Source organism: Anoxybacillus sp. LAT27 (assembly GCF_022030075.1).
GTDB classification, from domain to species: Bacteria; Bacillota; Bacilli; order Bacillales; family Anoxybacillaceae; genus Anoxybacillus; species Anoxybacillus kestanbolensis.
This window is the reverse complement of record NZ_JAIWYK010000064.1, coordinates 1-23,349: the sequence shown is the minus strand read 5'-3', so window position 1 is coordinate 23,349 and position 23,349 is coordinate 1. Positions and strand designations below refer to the sequence as shown.

General features: G+C 41.7%; 22 protein-coding genes. 12 read left to right on the top strand and 10 right to left on the bottom strand.

Annotation, left to right across the window (positions count from 1 at the left end):
* Nucleotides 1-123 precede the first annotated feature (123 nt).
* The 7 genes from LD028_RS04610 (at nt 124) to LD028_RS04580 (ending at nt 2,238) form a co-directional block, all read left to right on the top strand.
* The gene (locus LD028_RS04610) at nt 124-348 is read left to right on the top strand and encodes a spore germination protein (protein ID WP_021093992.1); all 225 of its coding nucleotides are present in this window, start codon (nt 124-126) and stop codon (nt 346-348) included.
* 3 nt (nt 349-351) lie between these two features.
* Nucleotides 352-573 carry a spore germination protein gene (locus tag LD028_RS04605; protein ID WP_006319006.1) on the top strand — a complete coding sequence of 74 codons (222 nt, stop codon included), beginning with the start codon at nt 352-354 and terminating at the stop codon, nt 571-573.
* 12 nt (nt 574-585) lie between these two features.
* Nucleotides 586-798, top strand: coding sequence for a spore germination protein GerPB (locus LD028_RS04600; RefSeq protein WP_021093990.1), 213 nt, complete (start codon nt 586-588; stop codon nt 796-798).
* 73 nt (nt 799-871) lie between these two features.
* Nucleotides 872-1,456, top strand: a complete 585-nt coding sequence (gene gerPC / locus LD028_RS04595; protein ID WP_237811092.1) for a spore germination protein GerPC — start codon at nt 872-874, stop codon at nt 1,454-1,456.
* The gene (locus tag LD028_RS04590) at nt 1,453-1,650 is read left to right on the top strand and encodes a hypothetical protein (protein ID WP_021093988.1); all 198 of its coding nucleotides are present in this window, start codon (nt 1,453-1,455) and stop codon (nt 1,648-1,650) included. The genes gerPC and LD028_RS04590 overlap by 4 nt, the downstream gene beginning before the upstream one ends.
* A complete protein-coding gene (locus LD028_RS04585) occupies nt 1,647-2,042 on the top strand; it encodes a spore germination protein GerPE (RefSeq protein ID WP_237811091.1) in 396 nt (131 codons plus the stop codon). Before LD028_RS04590 ends, LD028_RS04585 begins: the two co-directional genes overlap by 4 nt.
* Nucleotides 2,017-2,238: a spore germination protein gene (locus tag LD028_RS04580; protein WP_237811090.1), complete on the top strand. Its 222-nt coding sequence runs from the start codon at nt 2,017-2,019 to the stop codon at nt 2,236-2,238. Before LD028_RS04585 ends, LD028_RS04580 begins: the two co-directional genes overlap by 26 nt.
* On the opposite strand, the gene LD028_RS04575 is transcribed toward LD028_RS04580, so the two are convergent.
* The 9 genes from LD028_RS04575 to LD028_RS04535 all read right to left on the bottom strand — a co-directional run bounded on the left by LD028_RS04575 (nt 2,235) and on the right by LD028_RS04535 (nt 18,189).
* Entirely contained in the window at nt 2,235-2,513 is a 279-nt protein-coding gene (locus LD028_RS04575; protein ID WP_237811089.1) for an HNH endonuclease, read from the bottom strand. The genes LD028_RS04580 and LD028_RS04575 overlap by 4 nt on opposite strands.
* A gap of 13 nt (nt 2,514-2,526) precedes the next feature.
* A complete protein-coding gene (locus LD028_RS04570) occupies nt 2,527-5,886 on the bottom strand; it encodes an AAA family ATPase (protein ID WP_237811088.1) in 3,360 nt (1,119 codons plus the stop codon).
* Nucleotides 5,883-7,043 (bottom strand): exonuclease SbcCD subunit D, encoded by a 1,161-nt coding sequence (locus LD028_RS04565; protein ID WP_237811087.1) that lies wholly within the window; start codon nt 7,041-7,043, stop codon nt 5,883-5,885. The genes LD028_RS04570 and LD028_RS04565 overlap by 4 nt, the downstream gene beginning before the upstream one ends.
* A gap of 1 nt (nt 7,044) precedes the next feature.
* The gene (gene addA / locus LD028_RS04560; protein ID WP_237811086.1) at nt 7,045-10,674 is read right to left on the bottom strand and encodes a helicase-exonuclease AddAB subunit AddA; all 3,630 of its coding nucleotides are present in this window, start codon (nt 10,672-10,674) and stop codon (nt 7,045-7,047) included.
* Nucleotides 10,675-10,678: 4 nt separating this feature from the next.
* Nucleotides 10,679-14,143, bottom strand: a complete 3,465-nt coding sequence (addB, locus tag LD028_RS04555) for a helicase-exonuclease AddAB subunit AddB (RefSeq protein ID WP_237811085.1) — start codon at nt 14,141-14,143, stop codon at nt 10,679-10,681.
* A gap of 16 nt (nt 14,144-14,159) precedes the next feature.
* Entirely contained in the window at nt 14,160-14,762 is a 603-nt protein-coding gene (locus LD028_RS04550) for a TVP38/TMEM64 family protein (RefSeq protein WP_012575767.1), read from the bottom strand.
* 65 nt (nt 14,763-14,827) lie between these two features.
* Complete coding sequence (locus LD028_RS04545) at nt 14,828-15,346, bottom strand: competence protein ComK (RefSeq protein WP_237811084.1); 519 nt, start codon at nt 15,344-15,346, stop codon at nt 14,828-14,830.
* A gap of 99 nt (nt 15,347-15,445) precedes the next feature.
* Complete coding sequence (gene aceA / locus LD028_RS04540) at nt 15,446-16,726, bottom strand: isocitrate lyase (protein WP_006319033.1); 1,281 nt, start codon at nt 16,724-16,726, stop codon at nt 15,446-15,448.
* A 215-nt stretch (nt 16,727-16,941) separates the two neighbouring features.
* Nucleotides 16,942-18,189, bottom strand: a complete 1,248-nt coding sequence (locus tag LD028_RS04535; RefSeq protein WP_237811083.1) for a M48 family metallopeptidase — start codon at nt 18,187-18,189, stop codon at nt 16,942-16,944.
* Nucleotides 18,190-18,332: 143 nt separating this feature from the next.
* Here LD028_RS04535 and LD028_RS04530 point away from each other — a divergent pair, with 143 nt between their 5' ends.
* Both LD028_RS04530 and LD028_RS04525 read left to right on the top strand, forming a co-directional pair.
* A complete protein-coding gene (locus tag LD028_RS04530; protein WP_237811082.1) occupies nt 18,333-18,923 on the top strand; it encodes an SCO family protein in 591 nt (196 codons plus the stop codon).
* A gap of 99 nt (nt 18,924-19,022) precedes the next feature.
* Nucleotides 19,023-19,532 (top strand): methyl-accepting chemotaxis protein, encoded by a 510-nt coding sequence (locus tag LD028_RS04525; protein WP_237811081.1) that lies wholly within the window; start codon nt 19,023-19,025, stop codon nt 19,530-19,532.
* A 17-nt stretch (nt 19,533-19,549) separates the two neighbouring features.
* On the opposite strand, the gene LD028_RS04520 is transcribed toward LD028_RS04525, so the two are convergent.
* A complete protein-coding gene (locus LD028_RS04520; RefSeq protein WP_237811080.1) occupies nt 19,550-19,993 on the bottom strand; it encodes a helix-turn-helix domain-containing protein in 444 nt (147 codons plus the stop codon).
* 47 nt (nt 19,994-20,040) lie between these two features.
* Here LD028_RS04520 and LD028_RS04515 point away from each other — a divergent pair, with 47 nt between their 5' ends.
* The 3 genes from LD028_RS04515 (at nt 20,041) to LD028_RS04505 (ending at nt 23,263) form a co-directional block, all read left to right on the top strand.
* Entirely contained in the window at nt 20,041-21,408 is a 1,368-nt protein-coding gene (locus LD028_RS04515; protein ID WP_237810750.1) for an HD-GYP domain-containing protein, read from the top strand.
* Nucleotides 21,409-21,475: 67 nt separating this feature from the next.
* On the top strand, nt 21,476-22,027 hold the full coding sequence (locus tag LD028_RS18075; protein ID WP_275125277.1) for a response regulator transcription factor: 552 nt from the start codon (nt 21,476-21,478) through the stop codon (nt 22,025-22,027).
* Between the two features lie 15 nt (nt 22,028-22,042).
* Entirely contained in the window at nt 22,043-23,263 is a 1,221-nt protein-coding gene (locus LD028_RS04505) for an EAL and HDOD domain-containing protein (RefSeq protein WP_237810751.1), read from the top strand.
* The last annotated feature ends 86 nt before the right edge of the window (nt 23,264-23,349 follow it).

Sequence of the window (23,349 nt, the reverse complement as noted above, 5' to 3'; positions counted from 1 at the left end):
TTATGTCTAAAAATTATAATTTTTCAGAAATATTATAACATATCTTTCTTTTTGTGGAGCACATTTCTTTTCTTGTTTTCATATAATTGAGTAAGGGAAAGAATGAGAGAAAGGACGATGGCCATGCCTTCCTATATTGCAGGTCCAATAAAAATTACGAACGTCAGCAGCGATGCGACTGTCAATTTCGGCGATACGTTGCAAATCGCCCCAAAAAGTTCATCGAAATCGCTCGCAGGTGCTGGCGGAGGAAATACAGGAGACTTTTTACAAACGAATACGCTCATTAGCTTTACAAATACAATCGACCCCGACATCGCCGATGGCAACGTAAAAAGCAAGGGATAGCCAATGCCTGCCATTGTTGGAGCAGTTCAAATTAACAGCATTGGAAGCGGCGGCGTATTTCACATTGGCGATGTATTTGCTATCTCTCCGTATAGCGTTGCCAAAACGTTTGCTGGGGCGGGTTCATTTAATACGGGAGACGGGTTGCATATTTACAACCAATATAGCAATACAAATACGAATGACCGCGATATTGCTGACAGCAATATCGCTGGAAACGCCTAGCGAGGTGAAAAGATGAACTTTTACATTCAACAAACGATTTCGATTCATCAATTAAAAATCGGTTCGCTCACAAACTCATCCGTTCTTCAAATTGGAACAACTGGAAAAGTACAACCACTGTCTACATTAAGCAATACTGGTCAGTTTACACAACCAGCACCAGAAGCAAAAATCAATATTCAAGGGGAGGAAGGACCGTTCGTCCCGCTTCAATCCCCTGTATAAAACTGTGCTACTTCTTTCTGCTCGGCCATACATTAGAAAATAAAAGGGGTCGGCAAAGAAGGAGGCATCATACATGTGGGACGATTATTTTAAACAACTTGAAGCTTATTTAAAATGGCAACAACAAAAAATGCAATCGCTTGAACAAGCAGTAAACGCTTTACAACAACAATATGAACAATTAAAAAAAAAGCCGCATACAACGATCGAAAAAATTGAATATCATTTTGATCAATTAAAAGTGGAAACGTTAGAAGGAACGTTAAATATCGGTTTAAATCCTGCCACGTTTGGAGAAGATACGATCGAAAATTTTGCGGTTCCAAAAAGCCAAACGATCATTCCGCAACCAACACCTATTTTCCGCAACATTCAAACGGCTGTCCATTCATATTTACAAGAAGAAGGAGAAAACATCATCGCCCGCATCGAACAAACATATGGACGTTCACTCGATCCGGCATACCGCGAATTTATACTGCAAGATATTGCGCAGCAAATCGATGATCGCATTCATTTTTATTTGCGCCAATACGGGGAACATGAACAAGCAAACGATGCATTACAACAAACGATCGTTTCTTATTTAAAGAGAGATATTGAACATTCGATTGACACGTTTTTAAAACATTTACCACGAGAGGAGACGAACGAATGAATATGACAGTTGTGAATCATCATCTATCCGTCGGTCATATTGCCATCGGAGGCGTAGCGAGCGCTTCACTCGTATTAGTTGGTGATAGCGAAACGATTCAATTAGCTTCCGCATTTGATACGCCACCTGAATCGTTAATTATCGGTCCGTTTCCGCCAAAACAAAACAATAAAAAAAATGAGGAAAAGCGATGAGCCGCCTTTCCGTCGTTCACTTGCTTCGCGCCAACGCTGTTTCCTTTAGCTCCGTCGTACAAATTGGGGATAGCCAAGAAATTCATCTGTCAGCGCGAGCACTTGCTGTTCAGCGACAGCTCGAATATGTAGATAGTAGGGAATTTCCACTCACCTTTCCGATTTTTACAAAAACGATTCCCACTCCACCAATCGATGCTGAACCGCTTTGTCGCCATACGTTGCACGATTGTCCGCTCATCGCTGTTCATTCTATGCGCATTATCGGGATTTCTTCTACATCTGTCGTGCATATCGGTTCAACAAAAACAGTAGAGGCAAATTCACGTGTCAAACATATTCGTCAACTAGAAGGGGGGAAGCCGTATGCCAGCACTCGTCGGTCCAATTAAAATTAATCTCGTCGCTAGCGGCGCCGTCATGCAAGTGGGGGACACGTTATATGTATCACCGAAAATATCATCCAAAACATTTGGAGGATCCGGGGCGTTTAATACCGGTAATTTTATTATTGCTAACAACGGCATTAGCTTCACAAACACGCTTGATTCCGACGTATTTGATCAAAACGTTGTCGGCAATGCTTAACGCTTTTGCCGCTTTGTTTTTTTTATTTTCGGTATCCGCTCAGCGGGTTGTTTGCGAATCCAGCGAACAAATGATGCAATTTGTTCATCATGTTGTAGCTGTTCCATTGTGTATAGTCGACTGGCTAACTCCTCGTTTGTATATAGGGCATGAATTTGTTTATGGCACGGGATGCATAGCCTTGCTGTTTCCGTGCCACCGTACTCTTTTGGGGTTAAATGGTGAACAGTTAATACAACACCTTCTCTTCCGCAAAGTTCGCACATCCCTTTCATCGCAAATCCCCTTTTACATCACTTCAAGATAAACGGTCGTTCCTTTTCCAGACGGTTCTGCTGGCTTCACAATAAGTCGTTTCGGCATACGTGCGTGCAACTCTTGCACGTGGCTAATGACGCCAATCGCCATATTGTCTGCCCGCAATCGCTCCAATGCACTCATCACGACATCTAGCAGCTCTTGGTCAAGCGTGCCGAATCCTTCATCTAAAAAGAAAAATTGAAGCGGATATTCTCCGCGCAACTGAATTTGCGCCGATAACGCTAACGCTAACGATAAAGATGTTAAAAACGTCTCTCCGCCAGACAGCGTCGTCACCGGACGACGTACACCACCGTTTGCGTCATCACGAATAACAAAACCGCCTTCGGAGTCTAATTCAATCGCATAGCGCTGTCTCGTTAATTCGCCAAGTCGTTCGGAAGCATAGCGCGTCACATGAACGAGCTGTTCCTCGGCAATAAATTCAACAAAGCTGTTGCCGCGCAACACTTTTTGCAATTCTTCATACTGACCAACGACCTTCTCTAGTTGCATTCGCTCTTGTTGCAATTGCACAAAGCGCGCATGTTTCGTTTCCAAATCGGCGACGATCGCTTCGAGCGAACCGAGTTGACGCATATGTTCGTCTACTTGTTGCTTCACTTGTTCGTATGCGTACATCGTCTCTTCCCATTGCTGTTTCGTCATAACCGCCCCATTCATCGCTTCATGTAATCGTTGCCACTCGTTTTGCAACTTCGTGAGCACATCGTTATATTGTTGAATGCGTTGAGCGATTTGTTGTTTCGCTTGTTCATCTAAACAAGAAGCGCGTACGTCATCGACCGCTGTAAAAGAGCTAGTCTGCAATTGTTCAGCCAAAGCATATTCTGCTTCTTTTTTTCTTTTTTCTGCTTCTTGTAAAGCGACATCTGCTGCTTGTTTATCGGCTTGTAACGTTTGCAATTGTTGTTGTAAGTTCATCCAGCGCGCATACGCTTCTTCTTCTTCCCGTTTCATACGTTGTAGCGATTGTTCCATAAAAACGATCTGTTGTTGCACACGCTCCTCGTCTATCTCTTCGGGTAGCGTTCGTTTATATTGTTCGTATTGCTGCTTGTGCATATTCCATTCGGTCATACATTGTGCTTTTTGTTTCGTCATGTCTTGATATGTTTCTTTCCATCGCTCCAATTCAACTCGTTTATCATCTAGCACAATGACGCTTTTTTCAATACGCTGTTGTAGCTGTTGAGCTTCGCGTTCCCGTTCGCGAAGCTCAGAAAGCATCGCATCTACTTGTTCGAACGATACATCTGGATACGCCTCATGCCACATCTTTTTTTCTTCTTCAACTCGTGCACGTTTTTCTAAACATTTTTCTTCCCATTCACGAATTTGTTGACCGATCGTTTCCATTTGGTATGCATATTGCTGTTGTTTTTGTTTTTGTTCGTTCCATTGTTCCATGTAGTGACGCACACGTTCCCGACATTCCACGTAATCTTGATACAGCGCCTTTCGTTCGACTTCCGCCTCTTGTAACGAACAAAGCGGTGTTTCTTCAACTTCTCGTTTCACTTTTTCGACATCAACATGCTGCGGCAACGGTTGCTGCGCCATCAGTTCGGCCAATTGCTCCACTTGCACTTTGATTTGTTGCATAGCGATCATGAGCTGTTCCCCATGTTGAATGGAATGCTCCATTCGTTTCATCACTTCTTCTTCGAGCGCCATTTCTTTTCTTTTTGCTCGATTCGGATGATGCGTCGAACCACAAACAGGACAAGCCTCACCATCACGCAAACGTTCGGCTAACGTTGCCGCTAAATCATGTAACCGCGCCGCTTCCATTTGCTTTCTTTCTTCTTTCTTTTGATAAACGAGTACCGCGACTTGCTTTTCGCGCTCACATACACGATGATACAACGATTCGACATAACGAAACGTTGCAACGAATCGCGCTTCGGTTTCTTTCATTTGTTTCATTACTTCGTCGTACGTTTGTTTCAACGTTTCGTACACTTTTTGTTTGTTTTCTTTTTCCTTTTCTAGCTCTTCAAGCTGTTGTTGCTGCAATTGAATTCGCTTTTTTATCTCGTACGCTTGCTCCAATCGCTCTTTGACATGTACGTCTACTTTTTTTTCTTCCCATTGTTTTTTCAACTCTGCTTGTTTCGCACTCCATGTCGTATATTCTTTCGTGCACATTTCAACCATTTGGAGCGCTTGTTGTTCTTTTTGCTCGATCTCTCGCAAGCTCGCGCGTAGCTTGGCTTGTTGTTGTTCAAGCGATCGCATAAGCGCCAACGTTTGCAACGCTTGTTTCAACTGCTCTTTTTTTTGCAACGCTTTCGGTTCTTCTTCGTTCTTTTTCACACGACATTGTTCATATTGTTTACTTGCTTGTTCATACCTCACGCTTGTTTGTTGTAATTGGGAAGCTAGTTCACTTGCTTTTTTTTGCCAACTCACAACTTCTTGTGCACTTCGTTCGACTTGTTCCATATACGGCACAAGTCGCTCCGCCTCTTTGCTTCGCTCATACGTTTGCGCAAGCTGTTTCATCTGTTCTTCTTGTTCACGCCATTTGTTTAGTTCATGTTCAACTTTTTCTTTTTCACATTGCCATTGCCATAATTGCTTTTCTTTTTCATATTGTTCATGGATGTGACGCAACTTGTTTTTCGCTCTCTCTAACTCCTCTTTTTTTTCTGCTAATGCTTGCTTTTGTTTCTCGACTTGTTCTTTTGACGCATCGCCAAGCCCTGCTTGTTCCCCTTTAATCGACTCGAGCTTTGCTGACGCCTCGGCTAATTTATTTTTTAATTTTTTATTTAATTCATCGCCATACCGTTCGAGATGAAACAACCGCTGCAACATTTGGCGGCGCTCTGACCCTTTAAGCGATAAAAATTCCGCAAATTTTCCTTGTGGTAACACAACGGCTCGTGTAAAGTCTTTCATTTCTAAACCAAGCAATTGTTTTACTTGCTCATCGACAAGCCGTGTTTTATCTGCAATGACGACTCGTTCCGTTCCTTCTTCAATTAGGCGGCTGACGACGGAACGAATGCGCAACGCATCCGCACGCTTAAACGAGCGCTCAACGGTATATCGTTTAGCCCCACTTGCATTTTGCAATTCAAACGTAAACGAAACGAATAATTCGTTTTCTGCATGATTCATAATTCCGTTCGTTTGATTGGACGCACGCTCTACATTTCCGTATAAAGCGAGCGTCATCGCATCTAAAATCGATGACTTCCCGCTTCCTGTCGGTCCGAAAATGCCAAATAATCCACCTTCGCATAGTTTTTCAAAGTCAATCGTTTCTTTTTGACGAAAACTATGCAATCCTGCGATCGTTAAACGAATCGGCTTCATTGTTCGTCCTCCTCGGCAACGAGCTGTAAAAATAGTTGAACGATCTCTTCGGACGGTTTCCCTCCACCTGTTTGTCGTTCATAAAAACGCGTAAATAACGTTTCGATTGGCACATCGGTATGCACTTCACGAATAATTTCTTCTTTCTTTAAGTAGTTCGGGCGAATATGAACAAATCCATCATACAATTTGCGTAGTCGATGTGTTTCTTCTAACGTTAACGATTGCTCGACATCAATTTCTAAATCAATCCACGCGCCGCGATCGCGCCCTTCCTCAATCCAACGATACACTTGCGCAAGCCCTTCTGCCCTCCATTTCACGAGTGGTCGACCTTTTGACAATAAATATTCTGAAATGATCGGTGTGCAACGTGGCTGTACATCAATGATCGTGACAGACTTGCTGTATCCTGCTTCGGAAAAACTGTAAGCAAGCGGTGAACCGGAATAGCGCGCCGGCATGATCGCATGTTTTACATCTTGCGGACGATGCAAATGACCGAGTGCGACATATTGCGCCTGCGCAGGAAAGCTTGCCGGCGATACGGTATACGCCCCACCGAGCTCAATCGGACGCTCGGAGTCGCACGTTGCCCCGCCTGCAACATATAAATGGCTCATCGCAATGTTCACCGCATCCTCTCGAAACGATTCGTTCATTTTCGCAAAAATGGCTCGAATGCGTTCATCATATCGTGCGCGCAACAACGCTTCGTCGCACTCCTCCGCCAACAATTCATTCAGTCGCGCCTCTGACGGATAGGGAAGCGCTCCGACCATTAACGTCTCATCGCTTGATGGAACGTGAATTTGTTGCACACGATCGGTCGGAAACCCTAGCAACGTAATAGCGTGCATATTTGCAATCGGAGCGGCAGCGCTTAAACGTCCCGGATGATCGTGATTTCCTGCAATGACGACAACGTGACGCTTACCATAATCACTTAGCCGCGAAAGCGCTTCGTAAAAAAGCTTTTCCGCATCAGCAGGCGGATTGACTGTATCGAACGCATCGCCTGCAAGCAATACGACATCAATGTTTTCTTTTTGTACGATTTCGACCATTTCATCGATGACCGCTTCTTGCTCGAGTAAGCGGCTCCGTCCTTCAAGTGTTTTTCCTAAATGCCAATCGGCTGTATGTAAAATACGCAAATTAATTTCCTCCCATCGCTACAAGTAGCGCACCATCAAAAGCGTACACATACGTTTCTGTTACTTTCTTTCTCCAAATCGCTTCAATCGCTTCCCGATATAACGCCAATTGCCCTTTATATCGTTGCTTTAATTGTTCTTTCGGGTCGCTCATCCATGACACGCGATCGGTTTTATAGTCAATTAAAACGAGTCCATGTTCATCTTCAAACACGCAATCAATAACCCCTTGAACGACCACTGTTTCCCCTTCCATTTCGTGCGCCAAATAAAATGGTACTTCCCGTTCAAGCCGAGTCGCACGTTGCATTCGTTTACCAATCGGAGTGTGGAAAAAAGCAACGATGCTTTCTACATCAATAACCGTTGCCTGTTCTTCCGTTAGCCATTCACCGTTTACCATGCGCACGATTTGCTCCCGCACCGTATCAACCGTCACTTCTTTTGTGACATCAACATGTTGCATGACAAGGTGCATCATCGTTCCTCGCTCCGCTGGCGTCATCATTTTCGCTTGCAAAAAGCGCGGACGGTCAACAAGCTCTTTTCGAAACGGTTGTTCTGCATGATCACCGTATATGTCGCGTTGCCGCTTTAACTCCGATACGCTTTGTTTTGCTCTTAACACAGTCGCAGGAGCGTGCGTATACGTCCAAGAAAGACGACGATTCACTTCTTCTTCATATTCGCTTTTTATCGCCACAGGTTGCAGCTGTTGCATCGCTTCGACAATGTCACGATGTTCATTCGCTTGCTCGTCTTCTTGTTCGAGCGCATGCGCTGGCACGATGTGTATATCCCATAATGATGGATCATGAAGCACCGTTGAAGACGAGCATATCCCTTGTCGGTGCCGAACTAATGCATAGCCAATCCAATCCGCATAGCTTTTCGCTTTTTCGATCACATAAGGTGGCAATCCCCACGTTTGTATATAAGCGACTTCTTGCCATTTTTTCTTTTTCGCTTCCATATCTTTTGCGGTACAGACGATGTACAATTTTTCTTTTGCTCGCGTTAATGCAACATATAAAATACGCATTTCTTCCGCTAGCAGTTGCCATTTCATTTTTTTCTTTATCGCCAATTGTGCAACCGTCGGGTAGCTTGCTCGCCACGTCGGATGAACGAAGCGCATCCCTAGCCCGAAATCTTTATCTAATATATAGTCGCTGCGCAAATCTTGCATATTAAACGATTTTGCTGCACCTGCTAAAAAGACGACCGGAAACTCAAGCCCTTTACTTTTATGAATCGTCATCATGCGTACAACGTCTTCTTGTTCTGTCAACGATCGTGCAGCACCGAAATCGTCTTCTCGCTCTTTTAGCCGCTCAATAAATCGTAAAAAGCGGAAAATGCCACGAAACGACGTTTGTTCATATTGTTTGGCCCGATCGTATAACGCGCGCAAATTCGCTTGTCGCTGTTTTCCGCCAGGCATCCCACCGACGTAATCGTAAAAATTCGTTTCTCGATACAATTGCCAAATCAAATCCGCAAGCGGTTTTTGTCTCGCCGCTGTGCGCCATTCCGATAAGGACGCAAGCCAACGTTTCATTTTTTCATGCAGTTCATCATCATGTGGCTCCTGTACAAAAGCACGCAACGCCTCATAAAAAGCTCCATCTTTCTTCGCTAAGCGAATGCGCGCCAACGCTTCTTCGTCTAAGCCGACAATCGGAGAGCGAAGCACCGCCGCAAGCGGAATGTCTTGATACGGATTGTCAATGACTTTTAAAAGCGACAACATGACCGACACTTCCGTCGCAGAAAAGTAACCGCTCGATAACTCGGCGTATACAGGGACGTTTTGCTTACGAAATTCTTCTAACATCGCTGAAGCTGATGACATCGAACGGCATAAAATAACGATGTCGCGATACATTAAACGTCGCTCTCCTTTTAAGCGACGATCGTAAACGAAAAACGGCTCAGCAAGCAACTGCTTAATTTTTTTAGCGATCCAGCGAGCTTCAAGCTGAATGGCCGTCACGTCCTCTTGTTCTTCTTCATCGCTTTCTTCTTTTGCTTCATTTATCCATACACATTCAACCGGTACTTGTTTGTCAGGATAATCCTGCGCACCAAAGCGAAGCGCGGCATCATCGTCATAACGCATATCGCCGACCGTTTCGGTCATCAGTTGTCGAAAAATAAAATTTGTGCCGTCCAATATTTCTTTTCGGCTGCGAAAGTTTTTCGCTAAATCGATGCGAAGTCCACCGTCGCCATCTTTCGTAAACCGATTATATTTTTGTAAAAAAAGCGACGGTTCCGCAAGACGAAAACCGTAAATCGATTGTTTTACGTCTCCCACCATAAACATGTTGCCCGTTGCTTCATCATCGTTCGATACGAGCCGTAAAATCGATTCTTGCACCATATTTGTATCTTGATATTCGTCAACAAGCACTTCAGCAAATTGTGCTCGATAATAAAGAGCTGCTTCTGACGGCTTTAGCTCATGCTCGAGAGAAGGAGCGCGTAAAATGCGTAAACAGTAATGTTCTAAGTCAGAAAAATCGACGACGCCTTTTTCATCTTTTTTCGCTTGCAGCAAATCAGCAAACCGTTGCACCATTTGTACGATCGTTGCCACAATCGGCTTCATTTCGCGCAAATGACGCACGTATGTCGCAGGTTGAAACGAAAACAATTCCTCTGTTAAACTGCTTATTTCTTTTTTCACTTGATCGCGTAATTTTTTTACATCTTCCACAAGCTGTTCATCATATGCGCCGTCTTTCGGCTTTCTTTTTGCCGTTGCAAACGACACGTTTTTCATTGCTTCATGTAGCTGTTGCCACGACTCATGGCGCGCTTCTTTTAGCTTTGCAATGACTTGTTCGTCGCTTGCGAGCGTATCGTATAAATAATCGGGACCGCCCGGCTCTTTCGTTTTTTGCAACGCCTGCGCTAATCGATATTCTGCTGCTTCAAGCGCCAAATCAACCGCTTGAAAAAGGTAATGGGCATACGGTAAGTCATCGATGCGCGCACCTTCTTCCACGTCATACATATGAACGATTTGTTGCAACCATCCACTTGGGGTTGGATGCGAACGTGAAAACTCGTATAACCGCAAAATAAGCGTCTGTAAATCCGCATCTGTGCGATCGCTCGTATAGCGATCAACAACAGCTAAAAATGCTTCGTCGTTTTCGGCATAATATTGTTCAAATAACGCTTCTAACACTTCTTCTTTTAATAACGCCATCTCTCCCTCATCCGCGATGCGAAATACCGGGTCGATGCCAATGACGTAATAATATTTGCGAATGACATCTAAACAAAACGAGTGAATCGTGGAAATGGACGCCTTTTGCAAAAGGCTGAGCTGTCTCCGTAAATGAAGCGAATGCGGTTCTTTTTCAAGCGCTCGCTCTAACGCTTCCCCGATGCGTTGGCGCATTTCCGCCGCCGCCGCATTTGTAAACGTGACGACAAGCAATCGATCGACATCGATCGGCTGTGTCGTATGCAATATTTTTTGAATGATGCGTTCAACGAGCACCGCGGTTTTTCCTGATCCTGCTGCCGCGGCAACGAGCGTATGCTGGCCTGTTGCATAAATCGCTTGCCACTGTTCATCTGTCCATTGACTTTCTCGTGGTTTTGGCGGAATCACACAATCACTCCTTTAACCATTCATCAATCTGTTTCGGTGTTAATACGCGATATTGTTCTGCGTCGATTCCTTCGTCAAATTGGCATACATCGCGAAACTCACAATATTGACAAGCGGTTTTATTTTTTTGTTTGTACGGTGCAATATGCGTCACACCGTCGACCATTTGTTCACCTACATCGACGATCAGACGGCGGACATGTTGCCGCAACATCGTAAATTGTTGCTCAGTTAACACTTTCGAATGTTGCGCAAACGTTCCATTTTTATTTAATCGAACAGGAATAACGAGAGAACTCGTCCCCGGCTCTACATGCTCATCCATCAGCCGTACCGTCTGTTCATCCGCTAACACGTAGCCCCCCATTTTAAACTGTTCTAAAAACTTTTTCTCTAACTCATGTTCATCAAGCCATTCATTCACTTTTATCGTTGGATTATGAATCGGGAAGTATAACACTCCAGCTGGAAACGCCGATGTACCAACGAGCTTTTCCGCATACTCAAGCACAATATCTAAATAGGCCAACATTTGCAACGCTAAACCGTAATACACTTCCGTTAAGTCGAGCGTCTTCTGCTTCGATTTGTAGTCAATCACACGGAGAAGCACCCCTTGTTCGCTCGTTGCTTGGTCAACGCGATCAATGCGACCGACAAATTGCAATACGGTTCCGTCCGATAATGTAAATGTAAGCGGTGGAAGCGGTTCTCCATCACCAAACCCTAATTCTACACCAATCGGCACAAAGCCGCTTCTTTTCGCATGTTCACTTAATACAGTCGTCGCTTTCGTCATAATCGTCTGTAACTTTTTCTTCATATATCGGTAACGGTGTGTGCTTAACAACACTTCTTGTTGAATGTACGGAGCAATTTGCTCCACCGCCTCGTACGACAACTGTTCACATTGCTGTTTTGATAATCGACTCCACGGAAGTTGCTCTTGACGCAAACGATCAGCGATCACTTTTAACGCCTGATGAAACAACTGTCCCATATCTGGCGCCTTTAACTGAAAGACCGTCCGTTCTTTTAACTTTAAGCCGTGCGCCGCAAAATGAGCGAACGGGCAACGGTTAAACGTCTCCATACGCGAAATGCTCGCTTTCACTTTTTTTCCATATAACGCTTTCGCAAGCTGCTTATTTAAGCGTTTCGCGCGATTTTCATAAAATAACGCACGCACAACGACTGCGATTCGTTCTTTCCATTGTTCATGTTGTACATAGGCGTTGTATACATCCCACCATATCGGCTCAATGGCATATTGTCGCTTCCACGCTTCAAGTTGTTGCACGAGCGGACCGAGCGTTGCCACATCGTTTGTCACATACGATAGTTGTTGTTGTAGTGGGAGTAAAAACGGATCCGTCCCCCATTGCATTTTTGTCACGTTCGGGAACATATCGGTCAGCCGTTTTATGAACATCGATGGCAACAACGTTTTTTCTTGCTCGTCAGAAAGCGCATACGTCACATATAAACGTTCAGACGGACTAACAAGCGCTAAATAAAGCAAAAACGGCTCATCAAGCAACCGCTCACGGCTTGCCGGAGCAACATGTAAAGAATAATGATGCAACAATTCACGATCCGTTTCCGACAACATGCCGTCATCATTTTTACGCATCGGAATGACGCCTTCATTTACCCCTACAAGAAACGTACAACGAATATTCGAAAGGCGCGAACGATCGAAATGCGCAATTAATACTTGATCCGTTGCTGGTGGGACGAGAGAAAACTGCAAGCTTTCAAATCCCGTTTCGATAATCGTTAAAAATGTTTCAAACGAAAGCGTTTCATCCCCTAATATTTCAACGTATTGATCGAGCAAGTCAATAAACGCTTGCCACACTTGTTCGTGGTGGCGAGCTGCGGATAGATCACCTCTTTCTTCCGCTTCATCGCGCAACCGTTCTAATTTTTGCGGAATTTGAAGGTGTTCTGCATATGCATATAGCGCTTCACATTGCTCGCGCCCCGTTTTCGCTTGTTTTAACCGCTTTTGTAAAACCAATAATGGCGAAATGACAAGCTTACGCCATTCGTTTAATTGTTGTTCATATCGTTTTTCTTCATCAGTTTGAGGTGCATGCACACCTTCTAGCCCTTTATATTTACGATACGTCCAATGCTCCGTCCACTTATCTCCTTGGATGCCCGAAGCAAGCACATAGTTTTCAAGTTGATCCATCGCCATGCGCATATCATGTACAAATTGGTCGAGGTGAAAAAAGAAATCTGTTTTCACCGCACGAAACACCGCTTCATAACGAAAATTTGTCCGCACCGCTTCCATACTTGCGCGCAACCATTCAATAAACGGATGATCGAGCATCGGTTCTTTTTCGTCAATAAAATACGGAATGCGATAGTCGGCAAACACCGTTTTTAACACGTTGCGGTAATCCCCTACGTTACGAATCAATAAAGCGATGTCACGATAGCGATACTTTTCATCTCGTACAAGTCGAATGATTTCACGTGCAATGCCTTCCATTTCCGCTCGGCGTGTGGTCGCTTCTCCAATGATGATCGCTTCCGTTTGTTTTTCCCACTTACAGACAGGTCGATCATCGTAATGCGCTTCAAGATGACGGAGTTCTTCATGTTTATGGCGGACGTTGTGACGAAGTTGTTCTACTTTTTCAATCGGTACCCCATTTTGCAACGCGATATCGCGCAATTGCGCATACGTCCGCCACGTGCTGCGAAAGACATGCAGATCATCCGGCAGTTGCTCATACGGGGCATCTAACGTGAGTGCAACGGTCACATGCGGGCAATGAATAAATAATTGTTCGATGACCATATATTCTTGCGGCGTCAATTCATAAAAGCCGTCCATGTAAATGCGCGCGCGTTTCATATAAGAAGAATGGCGAATTTTTTCGGCAAGCAACCGTAAATAATCTTCCGAATCGACGTAATGATGCGCCATCTGTTGTTCAAATTGCTCAAAAATCATCGCTGTATCTTTTAATTTATCGGCAAGCACGGTTTCATTTGCGGTCGCATGGCGGCGCAGCTGCTCTTCCGTTTGTTTTAACGTCGCTGGCGTCACACAATACCGTTTATATTCTGTCAACATTTGTTCAAGTTGTTCAATAAAGCCACGTTTATCCGCCGCTTTCCGAAACAACGTTAACTGCTCTTTTTGCTGTTCAACAATTTTCCTTAGCAACATATGTACGCCTGTTTGTGTTAAATGATGGCGGCTCATGCCGCCTGTCTCTTGCAAAATACGCCAAGCGAGGCGCGTGAAACTAAATACTTGTGCGCGAATCATTCCTTTTATATTTGCGTTCATGAGAGCATATTCCGATTGAAACGTCATTTGTTCAGGAACGAGGTAAATAATCGGATCGCCATCTGGTTTTTGTGCGAGTTGATCGATCATTTCTTTTAAACACATTGTCGTTTTTCCGCTTCCTGAGCGCCCGATGATGAAACGTACAGACATATTTGTCCATCCTTTCTTATTTTCCGTCGTGCAATGCGAAGCGTTGCTCGACTTTTTTTCCGATGTACCATAAAAGAAAAATGACAACAGCGACAAACACCGTGCGCATCGGCTGACGAATAAGCGCTACAACGTCGTAACCGATAAAGCTAATCATAAATACCATCACCATTTTTCCAAACAATACCGCTAACATATATTGTTGCATCGCAATGCCGGATAACCCCGCCACAACATTGACTGCTGCCGATGGTGTAAACGGAAAACAAAGCAGTAAAAAGAGCGGACCAAAACCGCGGCGCTCCACCCAATGCATCATGCGGCGAATCGTCGGGTGGCGATGTAAAAAAGAAAAAAAGCGCTGCCTCCCGATTTTTCGAACAAGGAGGAACACGAGGAGTGAACCGACACTTGTCCCAATCCATGAAATAAGAAATCCTTTCCAAAGGCCAAACGCTGCCGCATTCGCCATGACAAACACGAAAAGCGGCAAAAACGGTAAAAATGCTTCCGCCATTGGCAAGACGATGCCAGGAATCACACCAAATGAACGATATTCCGCTAACATGTCAAGCATATGTTTTATCGTAAACCATTGTTTTAATTCCTCTAAACTCATACAGTAACCCCTTTGCTACGTGCTCATGATTATATTGTACAAGTTTAGAGGAAAAGAGAAAACTGTTACGACCATTCCTTTTCCCTTAAGTATAGTAAATACATCATTTTCCGTTCGCGCGCTTCGATGCGCTCGTTCATTTTTGTCCGTAGCTGTGCAGTGCGATGTAGCTGATTGATGAATGAATGATGTGAAATACATAGCTCGACGATCGTTCCGTTTGAAAACGTAATGCGCGTTTTTCCACCTTGAACATGCTCATGATGACGAATATGTAAATGCGATAGCCATACACATTGAGGATTCATTGGGGAGATCGTTGGAAAAAAGAAAATTTCGTTCGTTGGTTCAACTGCAATCGGTGCTTTATGCGAAGTGCCAATAATATGTCTCGCTCCATCTTTTCTTCCTCTTAAACTTGCGCCATAATACAAACAACTTTGTTCAATAATTTCCATCGGCTTTTGTTTGACGATAATTTCTCCATCTTCCTCTAACGCTTTCGTCCACATTTGCTTATCGTGAAAAAACGGAAAAAGTCCCATCGTATAGCGCGTCAAATACAGATGCTCGACGATGAGCATACCGCTCCCTCCCTTATATACACATTTCGACAATATTATACCATAAATATACGGAATTTTCATGAAAAATCCCCTCGTTTTTTTCGAGGGGATGTTATTTTATGCACCCGTAAATTGTTCTTCTTCTGTCGAGCCTTTTAGCGCCACAGTTGATGCTTGACCGCCCGTAATGACAAGCGATACTTCGTCAAAGTAACCTGTTCCGACTTCACGTTGATGGCGTGTAGCTGTGTAGCCGTATTTTTCTGCCTCAAACTCCGCTTGTTGCAATTCGGAGTAAGCCGCCATGCCGCGATCGCGATAGCCGTGCGCTAACATAAACATGCTGTAGTTGAGCGCGTGGAAGCCAGCCAATGTAACGAATTGGAATTTGTAGCCCATTTTTCCGAGCTCCACTTGGAAGTTTGCGATCGTTTCGTCGTCCAACTTTTTCTTCCAGTTGAAGGAAGGCGAGCAGTTGTATGCAAGCAATTTGCCCGGAAATTTTTCATGAATCGCTTCCGCAAAACGGCGCGCTTCTTCTAAGTTCGGTTCGCTCGTTTCGCACCAAATTAAATCAGCATACGGTGCATATGCTAATCCGCGCGCAATCGCTTGGTCTAATCCGGCACGCGTACGGAAGAAGCCTTCTGGCGTACGCTCACCTGTAATAAACTGTTGATCACGCGGGTCGATGTCGCTTGTAATTAAATCAGCTGCATTCGCGTCTGTGCGCGCAATTAATACAGTTGGGACACCCATGACATCTGCCGCAAGTCGCGCCGCAATTAAGTTACGAATCGCTGTTTGCGTTGGAAGCAACACTTTTCCGCCTAAATGGCCGCATTTTTTCTCTGAAGACAATTGATCTTCAAAGTGGACGCCTGCTGCTCCTGCTTCAATCATCGCTTTCATCAGTTCGAAGACGTTCAATTGGCCGCCAAATCCTGCTTCCGCATCGGCAACGATCGGCAAGAAATAGTCGATATCTTCTTTTCCTTCCACATATTGAATTTGATCAGCCCGTTGAAGCGCTTGATTAATGCGTTTTACAACGTGCGGCACGCTGTTTGCTGGATATAAGCTTTGGTCCGGATACATATGACCGGCTAAGTTCGCATCTGCCGCCACTTGCCAACCGCTTAAATAAATCGCTTTTAAACCAGCTTTTGCTTGTTGCACCGCTTGGTTTCCTGTTAACGCCCCAAGCGCATGTACGTAATCTTCCGTATTTAATAAGTGCCAAAGTTTTTCCGCCCCACGACGCGCTAGCGTATATTCAATATCAAGCGAACCGCGCAATTTAATGACATCCTCTGCGCTATACGGGCGCGTAATCCCTTTCCACCGTTCATCCAATTGCCAACTTTCTTCTAATTGTTTCACACGTTCTTCGAACATGCTCTCTCCCCCTTGTTTTTTATCGTAACCCCTCTGTTTCCGTACATATGACCCCCAAAAAAGTTATGACGCTCTTTTCTCTATGTACGAGCTTTGATACATCTCCCACCCTTCTTGTTATAATACACATTTTCCTTTTGACGTTTTTATTATATAACACAATTTTCAGAAAAGAAAGTATTTTTATGAATTTTTTTCAAAAAAATTCGCCTTTCCTACTTTTGTTCTAAAAAAATAATGCGCTCTAAAATGGTCGGATGACTGTAACGAAATAGTTTGACAAGATAAGGTGGATGCACTTGGCTTAAACTAGAGCGAGTCAACTGTTGAAACGTCGAGATCGCTGCTTCTTTATTTTTCGTCAGTTCAATCGCATACTTGTCCGCCGCATGCTCTTCATAACGGGAAATAGCATTCATCGCAGGGCTTGCCGCAAAACTTAATAGCGAAATCAATAGTAAAAACATCGGTAAAGAAGCGAGGTCATTCCATTTTTCAATGCGACAAAGTGTCCCAAATCGTTTCATCATGCGCTTCATCCATCGACTCGTCAACAGCAATCCGACAAATGTCACAATAACATATAACCCAATTCCCCAATAAATATGTTTCATGACGTAATGCGCCATTTCATGCGCCATAATAAATAAAATTTCATCTTCGCTTAACCGCTCAAGCGTCGTGTCCCATAACACGATGCGCGAATTGCCGCCAATGCCTGTTACATAAGCATTTAACGCATTCGTTTTTTCCGACATGTTCACTTCAAATACGTGGTCGGCTGGAATGTTTGCCTTCTCAGCTAACGCTAAAATTTTTGCTTCTAACTGTTTATTTTTTAATGGATAAAAATCGTTATAAAGCGGATCGATAAAAACTGGCTGAATAAACGTTAAAAAAAGCGTAAACGGAATGGAACAAAGCCACGCATACACCCACCATCGCTTTTCGAATTTTTGCATAAGCGTATATAATACATACACAATGACAACCATGATCGCATAATTCACCCAAAAATCAATCAGTTCATCACGCATCCAACTCGAAAACGTTTGGGTTGAAATATGATACATTTTCGCCATGTAGTAACTTGCATAGCTAAGCGGAAACGTCACGACTTGTACAAAAAGCGATAACCAAAAGACGTAAACCGCCGTTTGCATAAACCTCCGTTTCGTCGTCGCCTCCGCCCACTGTTGAAAACGGGCTGACAAACCAAACAACAACACAAAAATATAAATGACCCACTCATATGGAACAGATAAAAAAAATAAAAAGTTTTTTACTTCCGAAAACTGTTCAGCAAGCATTAATTCTTTCTTCGTTAAAAACGTCGCAGGATCAGCGCTCGTTCCTTTATATTGTGCTGGAATGGATGAGTCCGTCCATTGAAATAAATAAAACGCAAAAAAGAGCGCATACATTGCATAAAGGAACAACGTCCAAAAAGCGATTTTTCTCATTACCCTTCCCCCTTGTCCATGATTACTATTAGTTTAGTTTTTCATTTGCCATTTAGAACAACGAAAAAATTCAAATAATTGTCACGTCCCATTCTCCTCATTGGCACGTTGATTATGTATGATGAAAGTGGGAGGGATACACGTTGAAAAAACTATATATCGGCTTTTTTAGTTTACTTACGATTTGTATTGGTATAGGCATCTTTTATTTTTCTTACTACCGCCAAGATAAAATGGAGTTTCCAAGAGACGTGACGATGGAAACTGCGTGGGGAAAACCGTATTCATTCAATAACATGGAACCGAAAGTACGTCTACTAGAATTTGTATACACAAACTGTCCAGACATTTGTCCAAGTACGTCATTTCAAATGAAACAATTAAAAGAACAGCTCGAAAAAGACGGTTTGTTTAAAACGAAAGTTGAATTTATTACGATTACGATCGATCCGAAACGCGACACCCAACAAGTGATGCAAACATATGCGAATATGTTCGGAGTAAAAAGCGATGACGAAGGATGGATTTTTTTACGTGGGAATGAAGAAGATACAAAAAAAGTAGCCGACGCGTTTAACTTCTTATACCGCGATCCCGGCAACGGCATGCTTATTCATACAACGCTCACATACTTTTTAGACGAAAACAACCGCGTCATCGACACATTTGGCATGGGCGAAAAAGGGTTTGATAAAGAAAAAGTGTATAAACGTATTCTCAAAGAGGCGAAATAGCCTCTGCTTATTAACAAACAAGTGAATAGTCTCACATCATATTCTGAACAAATCGGACATATCGTTGCAACGATTAGTGCGATTTCTTCATAAACGAATTTGCTTGCTTTAAATGCCGCCATTGAAGCGGCTCGAGCAGGTGAAGCAGGAAAAGGGGTCGCTGTTGTGGCTGAAGAAGTACGAAAACTAGCCGAACAAGCAGATAAAGCAGCAAAACAAGTAAGTGACCTTATTGGACACGTCCAACATCAAGTGCAGGAAGTTGCCGAAGTAACAAAACCAGGTGCTGAGGACATTAAACAAGGTAGCACGGTCATCACAAGCACGACGCAAACGTTCGAACGAATTGTCCAAAAAACGGACGTTGTTTCAGAAGAAATCCAAGAAATATCTGCAGCAACAGAACAAATGTCCGCTAGCGTTGAGCAAGTCGCTGCATCAATTGAAAATATTGTGGAAACAGCAAAAGACGTTCAACAAGAAATTCAAGAAGCAACAAGTTCAATTGACGAACAAGCCAGTATTTCAAAGCAACTAGATGAATCTGCAAAACAACTTGCTCATATTTCAACGAAACTTCAGCAACTCATTCAACGCTTCACCTTGTAGATCAGCCGATGGCTGATCTACTTTTTTTTCATAGTACTTTTTTCATCAAGCATCTTGAAAATGTACGAAATAATAAAATAAATATAAATTTTTTCCTTTTCGCTTGCATGACGTAAAATATTTATAATTTCTTCTTCTAACTTACTTTCATAATGATGTTGCTTTTCCCTCTCATTAGCGACTAGCCAGTCGATCGAAACATCTAGTACTTTACTAATTGGAATAAGCAAATCCACTCGAGGTGTTACCGTCCCATTTACAATTTTATTAATCGTGCTTTTTGGTTGACCAGTTTGTTCAACTAAATCTTTTTGCTTTAAATTTAGTTGCTTCAGTCGCTGCTTAATTCTTTTGCTGATGACACCTTTTACATTATCCATGTTCACCATTCCCTTCATATTTTGTTTCTTTTTTGGATTTTTTTGTTGAAAAATCCCCGAAAAGAAACTATAATAACTCATGAATAAACCTTTCTTCATTTTCTTTACACGAATAGGGCGGTGAATCGATGAATATTCATGCCCATGCAAGGCGAACTATTTTTATTTGGTCGATATGTTTTTATACGATGCTTTCATGCACACTCATATATATGAATATTTCTAATTTTCCTTACATATTAGCTACATGGCTTACTACACTGTTTCTTTTCGTTACCCTTTTTCATCAAAAAATGAACGAGCTTCTATCTTTTAGAGATAAGAAGGGTGAACATGATGTTTATCAATATATTTACAAATTAAAGCAATTACCTGTAAAAACAATGCATATTTTTGGTTTTTGTTCCTTTGTCTTTTTAGTTTTACTGTTTTTTGTCCAAGAAAATAAAGATAATTTACTTTTATTAGCATGTTTGTATGGCATTTTTCACAGTATCCTTTTTTATATAGTTGATCGTGCTTTTATGAAAGTCATTGCATACGATGTCTATTATTTTTTTCATCTAGGATACCGAATTCCAATCATATCATCTGATTTTCTGCATATGCCATTTTGGACAAGACTTATTCATTACAATGTGAGTATTGTCTCTTTCATCCTAATGTATATGCTAGCAATAAAACATATGCTCATTAAAAATAGCTCAAACGATCATGTTTTCTTTTTCATCTTGTCAACTGCTTTTTTGTTCATTTTTGTCATATTTTTTTTGATAATCGTTCATATCGTATCAAAATATGTAAAAGAAACGATTTACACATTGAAAGCAAAAGCGACGCAAAGAGATATTCCAAATATATATATCGATGAATTTTCTAATCTCGTACACGCATTAAATGTTTATAATGATCCGATTAATAAGGCTCTGCGCTTGCTCATCGCAATTGAAAATAAAAGTGATGAGCACAAATACATCGCCGATCATTCGCGGCGTGTTGCATATTATTGTCTACAAATCGGACAAGCCATAGGCTTGCAAGATCATCAGTTAAACAGCTTGTACCAAGCTTCCCTTCTGCATGCTATTGGTAAAATAGGTATACCTGACTATATTTTATTAAAAAAAGAACCTTTATCTACATATGAATTTTCATTTATTAAACAATATCCAATTATAAGTTACTTCCTTGCTAAGTCAGTCTTTGAAATCAAAGATAAAGAGGTCCTTGAAGCAATTCTTTTCCATAAAGAATACGTGGATGGCACAGGATATCCAAATCAATTAAAAGATAAAGAAATTCCTATTATGGCAAAAATTATTTCAGTAGCTGACTCGTTTGATGCATTAATGTCAACAAGACCTTATCGACAAAAGAAAAACAAAGATGAAATTATTCATATATTAAGAAAAGAAAGTGGGATAAAATGGGATTGTGATATCGTTAGCCGATTTATAGATTTATTTTTAAAAAATCGACCTAATATAATAAATTAGCGATAAGAAGCTACATCTTCCTATCGCTTTTTTCTTGCATAGAAAGGAGATTTTTTCGTTGAACTATATGCACTTATTAAAAACAACAATTTCTTGCTATGAACGTTACATGAATCAACCAATCGTTCTTCTTATTGATGAAGAAATCATTTTTTCATATGATTCATCAGACGATATAAAATATTTTTTCTATAAAAATGAGTCTTATTTAAAACAACATACAGCCAACATCTCACGGCCAACTTTATTACAGTATGGCTTATTAAGTTGGCTTGTTTTCCCTGTTCAAACCACAATAAACGACCGCCTAGCGTTAATATTTATCTCTTATCCATATCACGATGATGAGAATTATTTTATTACGTGTTTAATTGAGACGATCATACTTATTATTCAAGAAAAGTATCGTGAGCAGTTTCTTACGTTGGAAATTGAACAGTTATCAGAACGTGAAAGACAAGTGTTCTTTCTTTTATTAAAGGGATACAGCAACAAAGAAATCGCCGAAGAGCTTATTTTAAGCGAACATACAATAAAAAATCATATTAATAATATATTTCAAAAGCTGGATGTAAAACGTCGCTCCCACCTTATTGCTAAATTCAAACATTTGTTATAAAATTGGAGGTTCAACATGGATATTTACGTTGGAAGACAACCTATTTTAAATCGAAATGATAAAGTAATTGGATATGAACTATTTTATCGAAGCGGGGAGCAAAATTTTTATAACGCAATTGACGGAGATCGTGCGACAATCGATGTACTAATTAACAGCTTTATGAACATAGGAATTGAGAGATTAACAAATGGTGGGCGATGTTTCATTAATTTTACTGAAACTTTATTAAAGAGGGGGGTGCCGTTTCATTTTCCGAAACATCTTATCGTTGTTGAAATTTTGGAATCCATTCCTTACTCTAGCCACTTGCTTCACATATGCAAACAATTAAAAGAAAGAGGATATGTTATCGCACTTGATGACTTTATATTTTCCGAACAATATATCCCTCTCCTTCCATATGTAGATATTATAAAGATTGATTTTTCAAAACAAACAAACTATCGTGACTTCAAACCTTACATCGAAAAGTATCGTATCCAATTGCTCGCTGAAAAAATTGAGACAAAAGAACAGCTACAACACTCAAAAAATGAAGGGTTTTCTTACTTTCAAGGATATTTTTTTAGCAAACCAATTGTTGTAAAAGAAAAGTCACTTCCTAAAATTCCCTATATATCTAAACTCAATTTAATAAAACAAATGAATCAAAATGGACTCAATTTTGATGAAATCGTCCAAACCATTGAAAATGATCCAACGTTAACATATCGCTTATTAAAAACGGTAAATTCATTTTTCTTGTCTAAAACATCGAAAATCAAATCTATTCGCCATGCAGCCATTTTATTAGGAACAAACCATTTAAAAAGTTGGTCAACCGTGTTGACATTACAAGAACCAAACGAACCGTTTAAAAACGAAATCATTGTAAACAGTTTAATACGTGCCAAAACGCTCGAACAATTAGCATATCTCATTCACTTAAGCGATGAAAAAGATATTTTATTTTTCATGGGGATTTGTTCTTCGCTACATTTATTGCTCCAACGCCCGCTGCAGGAAATATTGCAAGAATTACATATCGATGAAGCGATTCAGCAAGGTTTGAATGGACAACCATGTACTTATTCAACTTTATATCATCTCGTTATCGCATTAGAAACAAACGATATAAGCAAATTAAAGGAGATCACAACCACTTTAAACATTGACCTATCCAAAGCGTTTGCTGCGTATCAACGAAGTATTGAATGGGTTGTTGAACTACAGAATAATATACAAATAAAGTAAAAAAAGGATTTTTAGGGCTCTTCACCACAAGTTGTACTTGATCATTGAAGATCGGTGTGCATAGAGAAAATAGAGAGTACAAAAAA

Excerpts from the sequence above, each read along its gene's own strand:
- LD028_RS04610 (WP_021093992.1), top strand. The coding sequence starts at position 124 with ATGCCTTCCTATATTGCAGGTCCAATAAAAATTACGAACGTCAGCAGC.
- LD028_RS04605 (WP_006319006.1), top strand. The coding sequence starts at position 352 with ATGCCTGCCATTGTTGGAGCAGTTCAAATTAACAGCATTGGAAGCGGC.
- LD028_RS04600 (WP_021093990.1), top strand. The coding sequence starts at position 586 with ATGAACTTTTACATTCAACAAACGATTTCGATTCATCAATTAAAAATC.
- gerPC (WP_237811092.1), top strand. The coding sequence starts at position 872 with ATGTGGGACGATTATTTTAAACAACTTGAAGCTTATTTAAAATGGCAA.
- LD028_RS04590 (WP_021093988.1), top strand. The coding sequence starts at position 1,453 with ATGAATATGACAGTTGTGAATCATCATCTATCCGTCGGTCATATTGCC.
- LD028_RS04585 (WP_237811091.1), top strand. The coding sequence starts at position 1,647 with ATGAGCCGCCTTTCCGTCGTTCACTTGCTTCGCGCCAACGCTGTTTCC.
- LD028_RS04580 (WP_237811090.1), top strand. The coding sequence starts at position 2,017 with ATGCCAGCACTCGTCGGTCCAATTAAAATTAATCTCGTCGCTAGCGGC.
- LD028_RS04575 (WP_237811089.1), bottom strand. The coding sequence starts at position 2,513 with ATGAAAGGGATGTGCGAACTTTGCGGAAGAGAAGGTGTTGTATTAACT.
- LD028_RS04570 (WP_237811088.1), bottom strand. The coding sequence starts at position 5,886 with ATGAAGCCGATTCGTTTAACGATCGCAGGATTGCATAGTTTTCGTCAA.
- addB (WP_237811085.1), bottom strand. The coding sequence starts at position 14,143 with ATGTCTGTACGTTTCATCATCGGGCGCTCAGGAAGCGGAAAAACGACA.
- LD028_RS04550 (WP_012575767.1), bottom strand. The coding sequence starts at position 14,762 with ATGAGTTTAGAGGAATTAAAACAATGGTTTACGATAAAACATATGCTT.
- LD028_RS04545 (WP_237811084.1), bottom strand. The coding sequence starts at position 15,346 with ATGCTCATCGTCGAGCATCTGTATTTGACGCGCTATACGATGGGACTT.
- aceA (WP_006319033.1), bottom strand. The coding sequence starts at position 16,726 with ATGTTCGAAGAACGTGTGAAACAATTAGAAGAAAGTTGGCAATTGGAT.
- LD028_RS04535 (WP_237811083.1), bottom strand. The coding sequence starts at position 18,189 with ATGAGAAAAATCGCTTTTTGGACGTTGTTCCTTTATGCAATGTATGCG.
- LD028_RS04520 (WP_237811080.1), bottom strand. The coding sequence starts at position 19,993 with ATGAGTTATTATAGTTTCTTTTCGGGGATTTTTCAACAAAAAAATCCA.
- LD028_RS04515 (WP_237810750.1), top strand. The coding sequence starts at position 20,041 with ATGAATATTCATGCCCATGCAAGGCGAACTATTTTTATTTGGTCGATA.
- LD028_RS18075 (WP_275125277.1), top strand. The coding sequence starts at position 21,476 with ATGCACTTATTAAAAACAACAATTTCTTGCTATGAACGTTACATGAAT.
- LD028_RS04505 (WP_237810751.1), top strand. The coding sequence starts at position 22,043 with ATGGATATTTACGTTGGAAGACAACCTATTTTAAATCGAAATGATAAA.